Raw genomic sequence first — 16,198 nt, 5'->3', positions numbered from 1 at the left:
GAACGATGCCCGCGACTGGGTGATTTAAAACCCTAGCGATGGGTTTACTTTTTCAACGCGGAGGCTTCTGCGGCGCGGCGGGTGATTTCCGCCCAATCGCCGGCATCTACCAGCTCCGATGGAGCCATCCAGGAGCCGCCGACGCAGGCCACATTGCTTAGCGCCAGATATTCCACCGCGTTTTTCGGATTCACGCCGCCGGTCGGGCAGAAGGTCACTTGCGGTAACGGGCCGCCGATGGATTTCAGCATCGGGATGCCGCCCGCCGCTTCGGCCGGGAAAAACTTCATCGCGGTAATGCCTTTGTCCATCAAACGCATTACTTCGCTGGGCGTGATGACGCCAGGCAAAATCGGCACGCCGGAAGCCAGAGCCGCATCCAGCAAGCTGTCGGTGACGCCGGGGCTGACGATAAATTCCGCGCCGGCGTCAATCGCGTTTTTCAGTGTTTGGGTATTGATGATGGTGCCGGCACCGACAATCGCGCCCGGTACTTCGGCTTTGATGCGGCGGATGGCGTCCAGCGCTACGGGCGTCCGCAAGGTGATTTCCAATACTTTCAATCCACCTTCCACCAGCGCGCGCGCCAGCGGCACGGCTTGTTCCAGTTGATTGATTACCATCACCGGCATTACCGGGGAGGTGGTCATGACTTCTTTTATAGTTACGGTCATTTGTTATTTTCCTAATGTGAGTGTGCTTGGAAAACCCACGCCGTGAAGCGTGCGTGTTTGACAAAACGACTACGGTCTAATGGGTAAGCCCTAAACCGTATAGGTTGTCGATGCGGTTTTGCCGCCGTGTCCGGTCCAGTCGGTATGAAAAAACTCGCCTCTGGGTCGGTCGATGCGTTCGTACGAATGGGCGCCGAAATAGTCTCTTTGCGCTTGCAGCAAATTGGCTGGCAGACGTTCGGTGCGGTAACCGTCGAAATAGGCCAGGGCAGACGAGAATGCCGGCGTGGGAATGCCCAGTTGGATGCCCAAGATCACCGCTTGACGCCAACCTGCTTCGGCTTGCTTCATCGCTTCGACGAAGAAATCGGCCAGCAGCAAATTTTCCAGATCGGGATTTTGCTGGTAAGCCTGTTTGATGTCGTTCAAAAACTGGCTGCGAATAATACAGCCACCGCGCCACATCAAGGCAATGTCGCCGTAATTCAGAGTCAGTTGGTATTCCTTGGCGGCTTCGCGCATCAGCCGAAAACCTTGCGCGTAGGAAATGATTTTAGAGGCGTATAGGGCCTGGCGAATGGCTTGAATCATCGCCGCTTTGTCGCCGCTAAATTGGGTGCTGGTTTTTGGCAAAGCTTGGGCCGCGCGGATGCGTTCGTCTTTTTGTGCAGACAGGCAACGGGCGAAGACCGACTCGCCGATCAAGGTCAGCGGGATACCTAAGTCCAGTGCATTGATGCCGGTCCATTTGCCGGTGCCTTTTTGGCCGGCGGTATCCAGAATGCTGTTCAGTAAAGGTTGGCCGTTGTCTTCTTTGTACGCCAGGATATTGGCGGTGATTTCGATCAAATACGAGCTTAATTCGCCTTGATTCCATTCGGCAAAAATCGCCTGCATCTCGTCGGTGCTCAAGTTCAACCCTTCAGCCAACAATTGATACGCTTCGCATATCAGCTGCATGTCGCCGTACTCGATACCGTTATGCACCATTTTGACATAGTGACCGGCGCCGTTATCGCCGACCCATTCACAGCAAGGGTCGCCGTCGACATGAGCGCTGATGGCTTGGAAAATCGGCTTGACGGCAGGCCAGGCTGCTTGATTGCCGCCGGGCATGATGGATGGGCCGTGGCGTGCGCCTTCTTCGCCGCCGGAGACACCGGTGCCGACGTAAAGTAGGCCTTTTTCCTGCAAATATTGAGTGCGGCGGTTGGTGTCGGTAAACAGCGAATTACCGCCGTCGATGATGATATCGCCGGCTGACAGCAAGGGTAGCAAGTCGTCTATGTATTGATCGACGACAGTACCTGCTTTGACCATCAACATCACCTTGCGCGGCGACTCCAGGCTGTTGACCAGTTGTTCCAGGGAATGCGTACCGATGACTTGGGTGTTTTTGGCGGGACCGTCGAGAAACTCATCGACTTTGCTGGTGGTGCGGTTATACACCGCCACTTTGAAACCGTGGTCGTTCATGTTCAGAACCAAATTCTGTCCCATGACGGCCAAGCCGATTAAACCAATATTTGCTTTCATGTGTTTGCCTGCTGTAAACGTTGTCGTTGTGGGGTGATGACACAATGTTGCTTAATTCTGGTTTCAAGAAAGTCGTCCTTCCGCGGGAAGGACGGATTTGGCAAAGTGAAACTAAGACGGCATTGCTTAAAACGTGTGAATATCAGTCTACGAAAAACAGATTGGTCGCTCCGGTTTCCGAGGTGGATGCGTTTGCCCGCATCGCGCCAAACAGTTCGCGACCCATACCAAAATGATGGCCGGTGGCGCTGTTCGGCGTTGGCACTCTAGCATCGAATTCGGCTTGATCCACCTGGACGTTGACTTCGCCGGTTTGGGTGTTCAGCGCGATGATGTCGCCGTCGCGGACTTTGGCCAGTGGGCCGCCGTCTATGCATTCCGGCCACATGTGGATCGCCGACGGTACCTTGCCGGACGCGCCGGACATTCTGCCGTCCGTGACCAAGGCGACATGAAAGCCCCGGTCTTGCAATACGCCCAACACAGGCGTCAATTTATGCAGTTCCGGCATGCCGTTGGCTTTTGGGCCCTGGAAGCGCAACACCACGATCACGTCTTTTTCCAGTTCGCCGCGTTTGAAGGCAGCCACCACGTCCAGTTGGTCGTCGAATACCATCGCCGGCGCGGTAACCACCTGATGCTTTTCCGCGACTGCGGAAATTTTCGAGACACCGCGGCCCAGGTTGCCGTGCATCACGTGTAGGCCGCCGCCCGCAGCGAAGGGGTGTTCCACACTGCTAATCACGTCCGGATCCAGCGAAACCGCTGGCCCTGCTTCCCAGCTGAGCCTGCCGTCGTTCAGCGTCGGCACTTGGCTGTATTGCGCCATGCCGCGCTGGTCGCCGATGGTCAAAATGTCGCCGTGCAGTAAACCATGCTCGAGCAATTCCTGAATCAACAAGCCCATGCCGCCGGCAGCCTGGAACTGATTGACGTCGGCCGGGCCGTTCGGGTAAATCTTGGTCAATAACGGAATGGCTTTGGATAGATTATCGAAATCGTCCCAGTTGATGATAATGCCGGCCGCGCGGGCGATGGCGATCAAATGGATGGTGTGATTGGTCGAGCCGCCGGTGGCCAGCAAGCCGATAATCGCGTTGATGATGGCTTTTTCGTTGACGACGTGGGCAATCGGCCGGAAGTCGTCACCCAGCGCGGTGAACTTCAACACTTGTTTGGCAGCGGCTTTGGTTAATTCGTCGCGCAGCGGGGTGTAAGGGTTGACGAATGAACTGCCCGGCAAGTGCAGGCCCATGATTTCCACCATCATCTGATTGCTGTTGGCGGTGCCGTAGAAGGTGCAGGTGCCAGGGCTGTGGTAGGCTTTGGATTCCGATTCCAGCAGTTCCTTTTCGCCGACTTTGCCTTCAGCGAATTTTTGCCGGGTGCGGGATTTTTCCTTATTGGAAATGCCGGTGGTCATCGGCCCGGCCGGCACGAAAACGGCAGGCAAGTGGCCGAAACTCAAAGCGCCAATCAGCAAGCCGGGTACGATTTTGTCGCAGACGCCCAAATACAGAGCGGCGTCGAACATGTTGTGGCTCAAGCCGATAGCGGTGGATAACGCAATCACGTCGCGGCTGAACAGCGATAATTCCATGCCCGGCATACCTTGCGTCACGCCGTCGCACATGGCCGGCACGCCGCCCGCGAATTGGGCGACGCCGCCGGCTTCGCGCACCGCCTGCTTGATCAATTCCGGATAGTGTTGATACGGTTCGTGCGCCGACAGCATATCGTTGTAAGCGGAGATAATGCCGACGTTGGCTTTCACGGCATGCGACAGAGCGTCTTTTTCAACCGCCGAACAGACGGCAAAACCGTGGGCCAGATTGGCGCAAGGCAGGTTGGTGCGTTGCGGGCCGTTGGCAATAGCGGCGTCGATGCGGGCCAAATAAGCAGCGCGGCTTTCCCGGCTACGTTCCACCACGTCGGCGGTCACTTTTTCTAAAACAGGATGCATAAGCTCTCCAGGGCAGCAGATAGGTGGTGTCGACGCGCCGAACGGCGTTTTGGAATCGAGAGTGATCAGGTTATGCGCGTCTAACCCACCCTAAAATTAAGCGGCTAAGGTGCCCAGTACAATTCCACCGGCACGTCTTCCTGATTCAACAAGGCCCGGATCGGCATGTCCTCTACTGGGCCCGGTTTCTGGGCGCTGTTGAATACCGCCAACTTATCTTCGCCGGTAAACAAAATCACGATGCGTTCCGACTTTAATAAGGCGCTGCGGGTGAGGGTCAGGCGTTCCGTATTGGCACCGGTCACTTCGCTCTGAATGGCGGTAATGGCCGCGGTCAGATTTTGATTGTCCTCGCTCAATGCGTTGGCCAGCCCTTCAGCGTGCGGAAACAGCGAAGCAGTATGGCCGTCCGGGCCCATGCCGACGATGCTCAGCGTGAAAGGTTGCGGCAGTTTGGCGTAACGGGCTTCGGTTTCGGCCTGACCTTGCTTGGCCTTGGCTGCCGGGGTTTTCATGCCGATAAACTCAACGTTTTTGGCGTTGTTGATTAACAGGCTGCGGCGAATCAAAGCTTCGTTGCTGGCGCTGTGTTGATTGTCCACCCAGCGTTCATCTACCAATGCCACCTTGATTTTTTTCCAATTCAAATCGGATTTGGACAAAGCTTCATAAAGCGGGGCAGGGGTGCTGCCGCCGGACACCAATAAAGTGGCTTGACCGTGTTTGCTGACGGCTTCGGACAAAACATCCTGGCATTCGGCAACCAATGCGGTAAACAGGTGGCTACGTTGTTCGAAAAAAAATTCTCTAACCATGTTCGTTGTTCTCGTGATGGATACAGATAAATTACTCTTCCCAGGCACGGCCGTCGCGGGCCAATAATGCCACGGAGGCAATCGGCCCCCAGCTGCCAGCCGGGTAAGATTTTGGAGCACTGTGGTTTTGCGCCCAGGCGTCTTGGATCGAATCGACCCAGGCCCAGGCTTGTTCGATTTCCTCGCGGCTTAAAAACAGTGTCGTGTTGCCGCGCAGGGCTTCCAGAATCAGTTTTTCATAGCCGCCGAAGATACTGTTTTTCTTGAAGGTTTCCGAAAAACTCAAGTCCAGCTTGGTTTGTTGCAATTTGATATTACCGTCGATACCCGGCACCTTATTCAACATCACGACGTCCACGCCTTCGTTGGGCTGCAAATGAATCACCAATTTGTTGGCCGGCAAATCGCGGAAGCTGTCTTTGAAGATATTGTGCGGCAATTGTTTGAAGTTGACGACGATTTCGGTACGTTTATTGGGCATGCGTTTGCCGGTGCGCATATAAAACGGTACGCCGGCCCAGCGCCAGTTGTCGATGTCCACCCGGATCGCCACGAAGCTTTCGGTGGTGCTTTCTTTGTTGGCACCTTCCTCTTCCAGGTAACCCGGCACCGCCGCACCTTTAATGAAGCCGGTGGTGTATTGGCCGCGCACGGTTTTTTCCTCGACATTACGCACGGTAATCGGCCGCAAGGCTTTCAACACCTTGATTTTTTCCATGTGGATGCTTTCCGCTTCCAGATCGGCTGGCGGTTCCATCGCTACGAAGGTCAGAATTTGCAGCAAGTGGTTTTGCAGCATGTCGCGCAGCTGGCCGGTTTTATCGAAGTATTCCCAGCGGCCTTCGATGCCGATGTCTTCACCCACTGTGATCTGGATATGATCGATGGTGTTGTGGTTCCAGTTGGTGGTAAAAATGGAATTGGCGAAACGCAGGGCCAGCAGGTTCAATACCGTTTCTTTGCCCAGGTAGTGGTCGATACGGTAGACCTGATCTTCCTGGAAGACTTCTTCGACGACGTCGTTGATCTCCTTGGAAGACTTCAAGTCGTGGCCGATGGGTTTTTCCATGACCATCCGCGATTCGGCGGTCAATACGCCGCAGCTTTGCAAACCCTGGCAGATGCTTTTGAATAGAAACGGCGCCACGGCAAAATAGTTGACCATCACCCGTTTTTCCGGATCGACCGCAGCATTCAACTGCAGATATTGCTCCGGTTGAGTCAGGTCGATTTTTAAGTACGATAATCTTTGCGACAGCCGGTCCCAGATTTCGGTGTTTATCTCTTTGTTTAAGAACGATTTCAGGCTGTTATGCGCAACTTGGACGAAGCCTTCGCTGGTTTCATCCAGCCGATCAACGCCGATAATGCGGGTATCGGCTTCCAGCAAATTGGATTTTTCCAGACGATACAACGAAATCAGTAACTTTCGTTTCGATAGGTCACCCAATGCGCCGTAAATCACCAGGTCGCAAGGTTTGTAATTTTGATTTTTCATTAGTGATACCAGGAATGAAGAAGAGGGTTGATCGGCTTTGGCATGTCGATTTCAGCGCGCAAAATAAAGGCGCGTTGCAGGAAACTCTGGGCCCGGATCAGTCGAAAATACCGCTATTATAATGTTCGTTGCCGGTTTGGGACAAGATCAAAGGCCGCCAGGGCAGGATTTACTTGGGTTGGCGGCGCTCGAAACGCTTGATAGTTAGCCGAACATCTCGGTGGTATAGCGATAGGCTTGTATCGTGTCCGACCAATAGGCCGCGGGTAAACCGGCCTTTTGTTTTAGGTGTTGTAAAAACTGGGTGGGATCGGGTAAATCCTCCCACACCGAGGGCAGAAAGGTGCCGCGCCGGCCGCCTTCCTGCAAGATGATGCCGTCTATGCCGGGGCGAAGTTGCGCGATAAGATCCGCTTCGGATTTAAATGTCAGCGCTACGGCGGGGCTAAGCACGGAAATATGTAAATCAAGATCGGCCAGTTCACCAGCGGCCAATGGTGGAAAGCGCGGGTCCCGGAACGCTGCCGCAAAAGCATTTTCGGCCACATCGTCCGCTAGAGGTCTTACCGCTTCCAGCATGCCGATACAACCGCGCAATTGGCCACGGCGTTCCAGCGTGACGAAAGTCGCGCGGATTTCGCGCAATTCCGCTGGATAAGCATCCAAATCGACCGGTAACGGCCGACCGGTTTGCAAGCCATGGGCTATGGATTGCCGGGCTAGGGCCAGCAAGCGATTTTGCCAGGTTTCAGTCAACGACATAGGCACCGTATCCCACCACTTGCTGTTTGTTGCCGGCCGTATCGCCGGAATTGCGCAGATCTATGGTTTTAATAGACAGGCCTTTTTGTTTCAGTAGCTTCAGCAAGCCATTGACCGGCACCTTGCCGCAGGCGGCCTCGCCGCAAATTTCATTGTATTGCAACTGCTCTATCATCCGGCTGGTCGCTTGATCCAGACGTTTGGCGGTGTCGTAGTCGTGGTAATGGCTGAGATCGGAGCTGACCACCAGCAAGGTGTCATCGCCGCCCCATAACAGCTCCAGAGCCTGGCTGACTTGTTCGGGACTGGCGTCGCCGGCCACGATGGGGACCAGCGTGAATTGCTGTAAAACCGATTGCAGAAACGGCAGATGCACTTCCAGGCTGTGTTCCAGGGTGTGGGCTTGCTCGATGTATTCCACAAACGGCAACCTCAGTAAGGTTTCGATAGCGACTTTATCTACCTCAACATCACCGAGCGGGGTGGTGTAAGCCTGAGTTCTACTGACTGCCAAGCCGCGAAACGCCACGCGATGCGAAGGGCCGATCAATACCACGCGGGTGATGGTGGCAGCTGCCGGCTTTAAACGGGCGTAAGCGCTAGCGGCTATCGGCCCGGAATAAACGTATCCGGCGTGTGGCACGATCATGGCTTTGGGCACTTTGCCGGTGGGACGTACGTCCTGCAAATAGCCGGACACCGCGTCATGGAGTTGTTGGGGGTGGGCCGGATAAAACTGTCCTGCGACGGCGGGTTTTCTGTTCATGCGCTGATCCTTTTTTAAAGTTTTAATACGATCAGAGGCCGGGCGATAGCTGCGCATCAAAAAATTGAATACCCCGCTCGCCTAGGGTTTATTCTACTGCTAACTCTCGCCGATAACGACCCGATTTTTAGCTTGGGGTTCAAGGAGCATCGCCATGACTACTTTACTCAGTGCGGATACCGCCGCCACCCGTTATTGGCATGTCTTGGCCGACGGTAAGGTGCAGTGCGACTTGTGTCCGCGCTTTTGCAAATTGCATGAAGGCCAACGCGGCTTGTGCTTTGTGCGGCAGAATCTGCATGACCAAATCGTGATGACCAGTTACGGCCGCTCCAGCGGTTTTGCTATCGATCCCATCGAGAAAAAGCCGTTAAACCATTTTCTACCCGGCACGCCGATTTTTTCTTTCGGCACCGCCGGCTGCAATTTAGCCTGCAAGTTTTGCCAGAATTGGGACATCAGCAAGTCGCGGGAGATGGACACGCTGATGAGCCGGGCCGAGCCGGAAGCAATAGCCCGAGCCGCACTGGAGCACGCTTGCAGCAGCGTCGCCTATACCTACAACGATCCGGTGGTTTTCCACGAATACGCCATCGATACGGCTCAAGCCTGTCGGGAGCTGGGTTTGAAATCTGTGGTGGTCACGGCCGGTTATGTCTGCGCGGAACCCCGCGCCGAGTTTTACCGCTACATGGACGCGGCCAATGTCGATTTAAAAGCCTTCTCCGAAGATTTTTACCACAAGATCACCGGTGGCCATCTGCAAGCGGTGCTGGAAACGCTGCAGTATTTAAAACACGAAACCCCGGTTTGGTTGGAGTTGACCACACTGCTGATTCCCGGCGCCAACGATTCCGAGACGGAATTGGAAGCCATGACCCAATGGGTGGTCGAGCATCTAGGTCCGGATGTGCCCATGCATTTCACCGCGTTTCATCCGGATTGGAAAATGACGGATACCCCGCACACGCCGCGATCCACATTATTGCTGGCGCGCGGCATTGCCTTGAAAAATGGCGTGCGTTACGCCTATGTTGGCAATGTTCACGACAAGTCGGCGGAGAGCACTTATTGCCACGGTTGCGGGAAAATTTTGATCGGCCGCGATTGGTACGAATTATCCGATTGGAATTTGGACGCCGCCGGTAACTGCCGGTTTTGCGGACGTTCTTGTGCCGGCGTGTTTAACCCTTTACCCGGCGATTGGGGCGCCAAGCGCCGGGCGGTCAAGTTTTAAGGTAGCGGGTTTGCCGTTAAGACCAGGCGTCCGGATTGATTTGGCCGATAGCCTGAAATGTCGGTTTGCAGAACAGGTAGCCTTGAAATAGCGTGACGCCGCAGCCCAGCAGAAAATCTCGCTCGGCCTTGGTTTCAATGCCTTCCGCCAGCACTTCGATGCCCAGTTCGCGGCAGATTTGCACAACCCCGGCGACAATCGCCTGCTTGGGCTTGCTGAGATTGATGTCGCGCACCAAATCCATGTCCAGTTTCAGCACATCCGGCTGGAATTCGGCGAGCAGGTTCAGACCGGCGTAGCCCGCGCCGAAATCGTCGATAGCGGTTTTAAAACCGAAGCGCCGGTATTCGGTGAATATATTAATTAAATGCGGACGGTCGGAAACATCCTCGCCTTCGATTACTTCGAAAATGATGCGGTCCTTGGAAAAGTTGTAGCGATGTGCCGCTTCAAAAGTCGAGCGGATGCAGGCTTCGGGTTGGTAAACCGCATTCGGCATGAAATTAATCGACACAAACTCTTGGATACCCAACCTCGCTGCGCCTTCCACGGCTTTAATCCGGCAGTTTTGGTCGAAGCGATAGCGGTTGGCATCGGTGACTTTGGCTAGTATCGATGCGGCCGATTCACCGTTAACGCCGCGCACCAGCGCTTCGTGGGCAAAAATGGTTCGGGCAAAAAAATTGACGATGGGTTGATAAGCAAAACTAAAGTCGAAATCCAGTTCCTCCAGGTCTCGGCAACGGTTACAACTGGGTAGGTCGGTATTGGTGTTGGTCTGTGGGGAATTTGGCGCGGTTTTTTCTGGCATAACGGATTCTCGAAATCGATGTCAGGATGTTGGTCATCCTTGCTTGAGCAGGCTTGCTTTCCTTGCAATCGTCAATATGCAGTGTAGCGAAGTTGATGCGAATCATCATTAAATTCGCAAGTTTTCGATTACTGGATCAGGTCGGTTTCAGGGTTCACTGAAGTAGTTCAGTGTCAAATCCTAAGATTTAATTATTTGAACCAGCATCAATTTTGATTCTGCAGGGAAACTTGCATATGATAGCCCAACAAATTTAAGTCGGTGCCTGCTCACACTATCCCTGCAACTATTCAGCAGGCTTCTGGCAAACGGAACTTAAGGGAATTCCATGAAAAAACCTCGATCACTCGATCACGACGGCCTGGATGGCATTATTCCGTCTACGGACAAAGCGCGGAAGAGTGCCGGCGACCCGCAAGGCAAATCAGACAAAACCTTTAAAAAACCCTTGCGCCGACATGTGCCGTGGTTGCTTGGCGTGATGGGTTTGCTGGCCGTGGTGGCGGTATTAGTGCCTGATTTAGCGCAAAAGCCGGCAGCCATTAGCCAGACCGTAGCCTTGAATAAACAGGCAACACCAGTCATCAGTCCTGAGCCGGCAACCCCCGATACCCAAGCGCCGAAGCCCTCAACAGAAGCGGCTCCAACCTTGCTTGCCGAGGCTAAACCGGATCAATCGATTGCTGCGAATCAAGACGCGCAACAGTCGGCATCCGGCAATGACAATCCGCAAACATCGGACCCGCTGCCTGAGTTACCTACTGAGCCGACGGCGGCGGGTATTCCCAAAGCCTCACCGGATAGTGCGGCGCAAACCTCTGGCGCGCCGTCTTTTACCGTGTATTTCAAATTTGATTCCAGCAAATTAACGTCGGAATCAGCAAACAGCAGCAACGAACTATTGAGCGCCGCCAAAGGCTGCCAAAAGCGGATAAAGCTGACCGGACATACCTGCAATTTGGGTAGCGATGCCGCCAATGTGCAGTTGGGCTTGACGCGGGCCAATGCCGTTAAAAAACTGTTGGTCGCCAAAGGTATCGGCTCAACAGCCATCTTCACCGCATCGGAAGGCATGAGAAATCCGGCGGCGCCGAACGATACCAAAGAGGGCCAGGCCTTAAATCGTCGGGTCGCATTGCAGTGTGTGGATAATTAACCGAATTGAAGAGGGTAGACGCCATGATACAAAACAGTAAATCAGATTATCAGATAGCCCAGCAGCAAATTCTCGACGGTATTATTTCCGGCGAGTTTGATATCGAAAATCGGAATGACCTGGGCCCGCTGATTCCCATTCGCTTGTTTCAAGCCTTGCGCATGGTGGCTTTGGGTTCCAACGTAGAAGACATATTAGGCCAGGGGGCGCCGTCGCTGGTTTATCACTCCGGCCAGAGTTTGGGTTTGGCGATGGGCCAAATTGCCGCTGCCAATATCGATAAAGACCTGGAAACCTATGTCGGCAAAATCAAATTGCTGTGCCGGCAGCTCAGTATCGGCCTGGTGGTGCCGGATAAAGTGGACTTGTCCGCGGGCGTGCTGGAGTTAAGGGTGGACGAATGCGTTTCCTGCGCCGGTATTCATCATGTGTCGGCGCCTATTTGCCATTTCGAAGCCGGCATGGTCGGCGGCATCGTCAAAACTTTTTTCAATCGTAATGTGAAGGCCACCGAAACCAAGTGCAACGCGCTGGGCGACAAGACGTGTTTAATCCGCGTCGATTTACTGTAGGTTGATAATTATTAAAAGCAGCAGGAGAGCAACATGAGTAGTAATGTCCAATTTCTCGATCCGCGAAAATCTCAGAACAACGAAATAGATTCCATCTTGCGCAATCTGATGAACATCCAGGGCGTGTCGGCGGCTGCCATTGTCGATAGCGACGGCTTTGTCACGCATATCCACCGCGATTTTGAAATCAACACCGACGCCATCGGTGCCTCGGTCCAGGTCGTGTTCGGCGCGGCGGCCAAAGCGGCGCAACACGTCGGTCATCATTTGACCAATATGGTGATCTGCGAAAACAACGACGGTTACATTTTATCGACGCCGATAGACGCGGGTTTTATTCTGGCTCTGGTCACCCAACGGGAAGCATTGTTGGGGCGGGTGCGGTTTGAATTGAAAGAAACCATACCGGTGTTGAAAAAACTGTTCACCAGTTATCTGGCCAATTAACCGCTGCCTAGAGCCTGAATATGCATTGGTTTGAATCGCAGTTGGCGCAGTTGGATACGCTCGCCGACGATTATCTCGCCGCGCGCCGACAACCTGCGGCCGACATCGTCAATGTCAGCGAAGCCACCCGCCTGAAGCGCGCGGCATTTATCGACGCCGTGCAGTCTGTGGTGGATAAAGTGGTCAAGATCGAGGGCGTAAGCGCTTGCGCAGCCTACCATGACGGCCTGATTCTGGCCCAATCCGCGGAAGCGTCCAATATGGATGCGGATGCGTTCGGGGCGATTATTCAGGAAACCATTCGTGCTGCACAGCACGGTGAAACCTCGCTGGGTCTGGGCGAGATCGAGCAGATCGTCATTGTCGGTGCTGTCAACAAGCTGGCAATGCTCAGCGTCGGGCCTATCATTTTGTGTATTTCCAGTCCCAAGGGTGTCAATCTGGCCTCTGTGTTGAGTCAGGCTAAATAGACGATGGCAAGTGTATCCAGCCGTCGTGTCTTCCTTCTCGCCCGGTTGTTGCGAGAAACCCCATCCCCCAGATCGTAGAAATTGCCCTCCGTTACCAACTGAACTAAGCTGTTTAGTGAACGGCGGGTGTTGTCCCGCGGTTTCAAAAAAATAACTAGATCTTCGCGTTATTAACCCGGCCGTATTGATCGCGGGTATGCCGTCCGGGCTGAGCTCGTCGAAATCCAGGCGGGTGTAAGTAATGTTTAAGGGCCGGGTTAATAAATCTCACTGGGGGGATGCAAAATGAAAGACTGTGGGTCTCAATTTGGCGTCGGCTGGTCTATCGGACTGGTTTTTGTGTTTAGTGTGCTGCGCCAGCCCTTAACGATGGCGGCGGAACCCGGCGGCGACTTCGAAGCCGATTCCCAGGCTGGCCGGACGTTTTCGACTGATTTGAAAGCGGCTGACGATGCTGTTATCGACACCCGTCTTTCCGAACAGGCCGATGAGGCCGGCAGGGAAGTGGCGGATATGGATCTGCTGGAGCTGGTGAATGTCAAGGTGTCGCCGTTCGATGTGTCTTCCCAGCTTGATAGCGGCTACCTTGCTTCGAATTCGGTGTCCGGCTCCCGTTTCGATGCACCGATCAGCGACTTGCCGTTTGCGCTCCAAGCCTTTACCGAGTCGTTCATCAAGGATCAAAAACCCCGCGATATTTTCGACATAGCCCGCTATTCGCCGGGAGTCACTTACCGCAGCAACGACTTCAACGAAGGCAACGCCAACTTGGCCATTCGCGGCTTTGCAGTGGGTTCTCTGGCCGGCGGCAATATTCACACGTTGCGCGACGGCGTCCACGGTCCGTCCATTTTGGATTTCACCAATATCTCGCGGCTTGAAGTGGTCAAGGGGCCGGCGTCGTTTCTATACGGTCAGGTCGCGCCCGGCGGTATCGTCAACGTCATCACTAAAAATCCGCAGCGCCGGTTTGCCGCTAACGCGGATGCACGTTACGGCTCCTACGGGCAGTACCGTTTTGATGTTGACGTGACGGGACCGGCTACAAAAAACCTTTTCTACCGGCTGGCGGCTTCCTACGATCAGGATATGCATTACTGGGAACCGTATGATGCGCATTCCTGGAATATCTCGCCTTCTTTACTTTGGCAACCCAGCGACCGCCTGAGTGTCTCGTTAAAATACGAAAACTTCGAAAAGATCGAAGAGCCCCAGCTGATGCAGAAGCCAGGCTACAGCACTCAGGTCGGCGTATTGCCCTCTGCCGCCGATCCCAACCTCTCAGCCGTCGATGTGCCGGGCTTGCCCGACAATTGGAACAGCATGGCCTACAGCGACTACCGGCATAGCAACACCCATAACCTCAGTACCTGGATAGACTTTAAGGCCGACGAACACTGGAATCTGCGTACCGGCTATTCGCATCTGGAATACGATGTCGATGCGTTGTTTACCGGTAACTTAGGTATGAGTAATAACACTACGTTAATGCAGGGTCGCCGGGTCAGGCAGCAAGTCTATAGCAATCGTGACGACACGATAGAACTGCAAGGCGTGGGCAAGTATGACCTGGGCTTCGCCAGTCTGCGCTTGCTGTTGGGCGGTCAATACATTGACCGCAACTTCCATCGTGCCGCCGGCCAGGCACCTAACGATCCGGCCTTGGGCAGCAATCCCACCGCTTCGCCCTTGCCTTTGTGGGATCTCGGCAACCCCAGCACCTGGAACCGCCATACGGCGATCCCCTTATCCCGGCTAACGACAAGCCTTACCGACGAGAATGTGAACGCTATCGACAAATCGGTCTACGGCAGCTCTACCTTCGGTTTTTTCGATGACCGTTTGCTGTTGTTGAGCGGTTGGCGCTGGACATCAACAGAAAGCCAATACACAAACCGCCAGACCGGCCAAGCACAAGGCGCCACCGCAAGCGCGGTCACGCCCCAATACGGGCTGCTTTTCAAGCTGACACCCGAATGGTCCTTGTTCGCCAGCTATGCCGAATCGTTCGTGCCCGGCACCTTCCCGGCCAACAATCTCGACGGTAGCGCGTCGATTCCTAAGCCTACTGAGGGCTGGGGCTATGATGTCGGTATTAAGGCGGACTGGTTTGACGGTCGTTTGTCCGGCACGCTGACTTACTTCGAGATCTTAAATAAAAACATCGTCAACGATATGGCGTTGACCAATTCTGCCGGCGGCATCACCATTTACGGTCTGCAAAGCGGCGAACAGCGTTCCCGGGGTATTGAATGGGACGCCACGGCTAAACTGACAGACGAATGGCAACTTTATCTGTCCTACAGCTACATGGATGCCAGGATTACCGAATTCAGCGGTCGGGACGATGCCATCCTGGCCCAAGATCCGGGCACGCTCGATGCGGCGGGACTGGCTAACTACAAGAATGTCAATCGCTTCCACAACGCTCCGCTGCAAATGAGCGCGCCGCATCTCGCCAACCTATGGACACGTTACGACTTTAGTGTTGAGGCGTTGCGCGGCTTACATCTGGGCGGTGGCGTCAATTTGGTCTTCGATCAGACTTTGTTACCCGATAGCCCGGCTAGCTCCCGGCAAACTTATGCTTTGTTGAACGCCCTTATTGGTTATACCTGGGAAGTGGGAGGGCATAGTATGAGCGTGGACCTGATGGGCAAAAACTTGCTTGACGAACAATACCGGCCTTCGCAAAGCAGCCGTAGCAGGCCCCGTGAGTTGATGGTCAACTTTTCGGTGAAGTTCTGAGCAGGGGCTAAGACTATGACTCTGGCCGACTATGGGTACTGTTTCGCTGCGGCAAGCCGGTGCGCCTTGGGCGTTGCCGATATGGACATTTATGCCGGATGTGTTAGGCAAGGGGTAAGGTTTTGAACGCGAATTCAAATCTGCCTTGCGAACACTGCGTGGGTAATAGGGTATGTGCAAGGCGTAAGGCCAGGGTGGCTCTTTGGCTTGTTGCGCTGCTAGTGTCGAGTTTGGCAGTCGGCCAGGAGGTAGTAGTCGATAACCCCTATAAAGTAAAAGCGGCCTTTCTGCGCAATTTTGCCCATTACGTGGTTTGGCCGAAACAGGCGCTTCCCGCCGGAAATGCGCCTTGGTGTATCGGTGTTCTGGGACCCGATCCGTTTGGCGATATTTTAGAAACCACCTTGCGCGGACGAACGGAGCAGGGCCGTGGCTTTGTCATTGTTCGCGCCGCCACGGTGGCAGAATTGCCGCCATGTCAGATTGTTTTCATGGCTTATGCGGATGCCGCAAAGCGGCGCACGGCGCTCGCGGTGTTGAAACAGCAACCGGTCCTGACGGTCAGTGACGAGCCGGAATTCTTGCCGGATGGTGGAGTCATAGGATTTCAAGTGACGGATAGGGTGCGGATGAGCATCAACCTCGATCAAGCCCGAGCGGTTTCCTTGACGATTCAGACCAAAATGTTGGAAGTGTCCAGTGAGATTTTGGAAAACGGCGAGATGCGCCGAATGAGATAAATC

At 54.3% G+C, this 16,198-nt stretch carries 15 protein-coding genes; 7 read left to right on the top strand and 8 right to left on the bottom strand.

Annotated features, from left to right (window positions below; all coding sequences use genetic code 11):
• Positions 1–44 precede the first annotated feature (44 nt).
• The 7 genes from EBB_RS23835 to amrB all read right to left on the bottom strand — a co-directional run bounded on the left by EBB_RS23835 (position 45) and on the right by amrB (position 8,014).
• On the bottom strand, positions 45–674 hold the full coding sequence (locus tag EBB_RS23835) for a bifunctional 4-hydroxy-2-oxoglutarate aldolase/2-dehydro-3-deoxy-phosphogluconate aldolase (protein WP_192396129.1): 630 nt from the start codon (positions 672–674) through the stop codon (positions 45–47).
• Between the two features lie 90 nt (positions 675–764).
• A complete protein-coding gene (gene gnd / locus EBB_RS23830; protein ID WP_192396128.1) occupies positions 765–2,210 on the bottom strand; it encodes a decarboxylating NADP(+)-dependent phosphogluconate dehydrogenase in 1,446 nt (481 codons plus the stop codon).
• A gap of 142 nt (positions 2,211–2,352) precedes the next feature.
• Positions 2,353–4,173 carry a phosphogluconate dehydratase gene (gene edd, locus EBB_RS23825; protein WP_192396127.1) on the bottom strand — a complete coding sequence of 607 codons (1,821 nt, stop codon included), beginning with the start codon at positions 4,171–4,173 and terminating at the stop codon, positions 2,353–2,355.
• A 104-nt stretch (positions 4,174–4,277) separates the two neighbouring features.
• The gene (pgl, locus tag EBB_RS23820; RefSeq protein WP_192396126.1) at positions 4,278–4,988 is read right to left on the bottom strand and encodes a 6-phosphogluconolactonase; all 711 of its coding nucleotides are present in this window, start codon (positions 4,986–4,988) and stop codon (positions 4,278–4,280) included.
• A gap of 31 nt (positions 4,989–5,019) precedes the next feature.
• The gene (gene zwf / locus EBB_RS23815) at positions 5,020–6,486 is read right to left on the bottom strand and encodes a glucose-6-phosphate dehydrogenase (protein WP_192396125.1); all 1,467 of its coding nucleotides are present in this window, start codon (positions 6,484–6,486) and stop codon (positions 5,020–5,022) included.
• A gap of 204 nt (positions 6,487–6,690) precedes the next feature.
• Positions 6,691–7,248, bottom strand: a complete 558-nt coding sequence (gene amrA / locus EBB_RS23810) for an AmmeMemoRadiSam system protein A (RefSeq protein ID WP_192396124.1) — start codon at positions 7,246–7,248, stop codon at positions 6,691–6,693.
• A complete protein-coding gene (gene amrB / locus EBB_RS23805) occupies positions 7,235–8,014 on the bottom strand; it encodes an AmmeMemoRadiSam system protein B (protein ID WP_192396123.1) in 780 nt (259 codons plus the stop codon). Before amrB ends, amrA begins: the two co-directional genes overlap by 14 nt.
• A gap of 154 nt (positions 8,015–8,168) precedes the next feature.
• Between amrB and amrS the strand changes: the two genes are divergently transcribed.
• A complete protein-coding gene (gene amrS / locus EBB_RS23800) occupies positions 8,169–9,251 on the top strand; it encodes an AmmeMemoRadiSam system radical SAM enzyme (RefSeq protein WP_192396122.1) in 1,083 nt (360 codons plus the stop codon).
• Positions 9,252–9,267: 16 nt separating this feature from the next.
• On the opposite strand, the gene EBB_RS23795 is transcribed toward amrS, so the two are convergent.
• Positions 9,268–10,062, bottom strand: coding sequence for an EAL domain-containing protein (locus EBB_RS23795; RefSeq protein ID WP_223146912.1), 795 nt, complete (start codon positions 10,060–10,062; stop codon positions 9,268–9,270).
• Between the two features lie 328 nt (positions 10,063–10,390).
• Here EBB_RS23795 and EBB_RS23790 point away from each other — a divergent pair, with 328 nt between their 5' ends.
• The 6 genes from EBB_RS23790 to EBB_RS23765 all read left to right on the top strand — a co-directional run bounded on the left by EBB_RS23790 (position 10,391) and on the right by EBB_RS23765 (position 16,195).
• The gene (locus tag EBB_RS23790) at positions 10,391–11,218 is read left to right on the top strand and encodes an OmpA family protein (protein WP_192396121.1); all 828 of its coding nucleotides are present in this window, start codon (positions 10,391–10,393) and stop codon (positions 11,216–11,218) included.
• A 23-nt stretch (positions 11,219–11,241) separates the two neighbouring features.
• Positions 11,242–11,790 (top strand): V4R domain-containing protein, encoded by a 549-nt coding sequence (locus EBB_RS23785; RefSeq protein ID WP_051669630.1) that lies wholly within the window; start codon positions 11,242–11,244, stop codon positions 11,788–11,790.
• Between the two features lie 33 nt (positions 11,791–11,823).
• Positions 11,824–12,237: a roadblock/LC7 domain-containing protein gene (locus EBB_RS23780; protein ID WP_033155353.1), complete on the top strand. Its 414-nt coding sequence runs from the start codon at positions 11,824–11,826 to the stop codon at positions 12,235–12,237.
• Between the two features lie 20 nt (positions 12,238–12,257).
• On the top strand, positions 12,258–12,707 hold the full coding sequence (locus tag EBB_RS23775; protein ID WP_192396120.1) for a roadblock/LC7 domain-containing protein: 450 nt from the start codon (positions 12,258–12,260) through the stop codon (positions 12,705–12,707).
• A 285-nt stretch (positions 12,708–12,992) separates the two neighbouring features.
• On the top strand, positions 12,993–15,455 hold the full coding sequence (locus EBB_RS23770) for a TonB-dependent siderophore receptor (RefSeq protein ID WP_192396119.1): 2,463 nt from the start codon (positions 12,993–12,995) through the stop codon (positions 15,453–15,455).
• Positions 15,456–15,676: 221 nt separating this feature from the next.
• Positions 15,677–16,195: a TOL_0243 family YfiR-like periplasmic protein gene (locus EBB_RS23765; protein WP_229427635.1), complete on the top strand. Its 519-nt coding sequence runs from the start codon at positions 15,677–15,679 to the stop codon at positions 16,193–16,195.
• The last annotated feature ends 3 nt before the right edge of the window (positions 16,196–16,198 follow it).

It is taken from the genome of Methylomonas fluvii, from assembly GCF_014850975.1.
Classification (GTDB): Bacteria; Pseudomonadota; Gammaproteobacteria; order Methylococcales; family Methylomonadaceae; genus Methylomonas; species Methylomonas fluvii.
This window is presented reverse-complemented; position numbering and strand designations above follow the sequence as displayed.

What these genes read in the sequence shown, in the direction of transcription:
- EBB_RS23835 (WP_192396129.1), bottom strand. Translation starts at nt 674, where the DNA reads ATGACCGTAACTATAAAAGAAGTCATGACCACCTCCCCGGTAATGCCG.
- gnd (WP_192396128.1), bottom strand. Translation starts at nt 2,210, where the DNA reads ATGAAAGCAAATATTGGTTTAATCGGCTTGGCCGTCATGGGACAGAAT.
- edd (WP_192396127.1), bottom strand. Translation starts at nt 4,173, where the DNA reads ATGCATCCTGTTTTAGAAAAAGTGACCGCCGACGTGGTGGAACGTAGC.
- pgl (WP_192396126.1), bottom strand. Translation starts at nt 4,988, where the DNA reads ATGGTTAGAGAATTTTTTTTCGAACAACGTAGCCACCTGTTTACCGCA.
- zwf (WP_192396125.1), bottom strand. Translation starts at nt 6,486, where the DNA reads ATGAAAAATCAAAATTACAAACCTTGCGACCTGGTGATTTACGGCGCA.
- amrA (WP_192396124.1), bottom strand. Translation starts at nt 7,248, where the DNA reads ATGTCGTTGACTGAAACCTGGCAAAATCGCTTGCTGGCCCTAGCCCGG.
- amrB (WP_192396123.1), bottom strand. Translation starts at nt 8,014, where the DNA reads ATGAACAGAAAACCCGCCGTCGCAGGACAGTTTTATCCGGCCCACCCC.
- amrS (WP_192396122.1), top strand. Translation starts at nt 8,169, where the DNA reads ATGACTACTTTACTCAGTGCGGATACCGCCGCCACCCGTTATTGGCAT.
- EBB_RS23795 (WP_223146912.1), bottom strand. Translation starts at nt 10,062, where the DNA reads ATGCCAGAAAAAACCGCGCCAAATTCCCCACAGACCAACACCAATACC.
- EBB_RS23790 (WP_192396121.1), top strand. Translation starts at nt 10,391, where the DNA reads ATGAAAAAACCTCGATCACTCGATCACGACGGCCTGGATGGCATTATT.
- EBB_RS23785 (WP_051669630.1), top strand. Translation starts at nt 11,242, where the DNA reads ATGATACAAAACAGTAAATCAGATTATCAGATAGCCCAGCAGCAAATT.
- EBB_RS23780 (WP_033155353.1), top strand. Translation starts at nt 11,824, where the DNA reads ATGAGTAGTAATGTCCAATTTCTCGATCCGCGAAAATCTCAGAACAAC.
- EBB_RS23775 (WP_192396120.1), top strand. Translation starts at nt 12,258, where the DNA reads ATGCATTGGTTTGAATCGCAGTTGGCGCAGTTGGATACGCTCGCCGAC.
- EBB_RS23770 (WP_192396119.1), top strand. Translation starts at nt 12,993, where the DNA reads ATGAAAGACTGTGGGTCTCAATTTGGCGTCGGCTGGTCTATCGGACTG.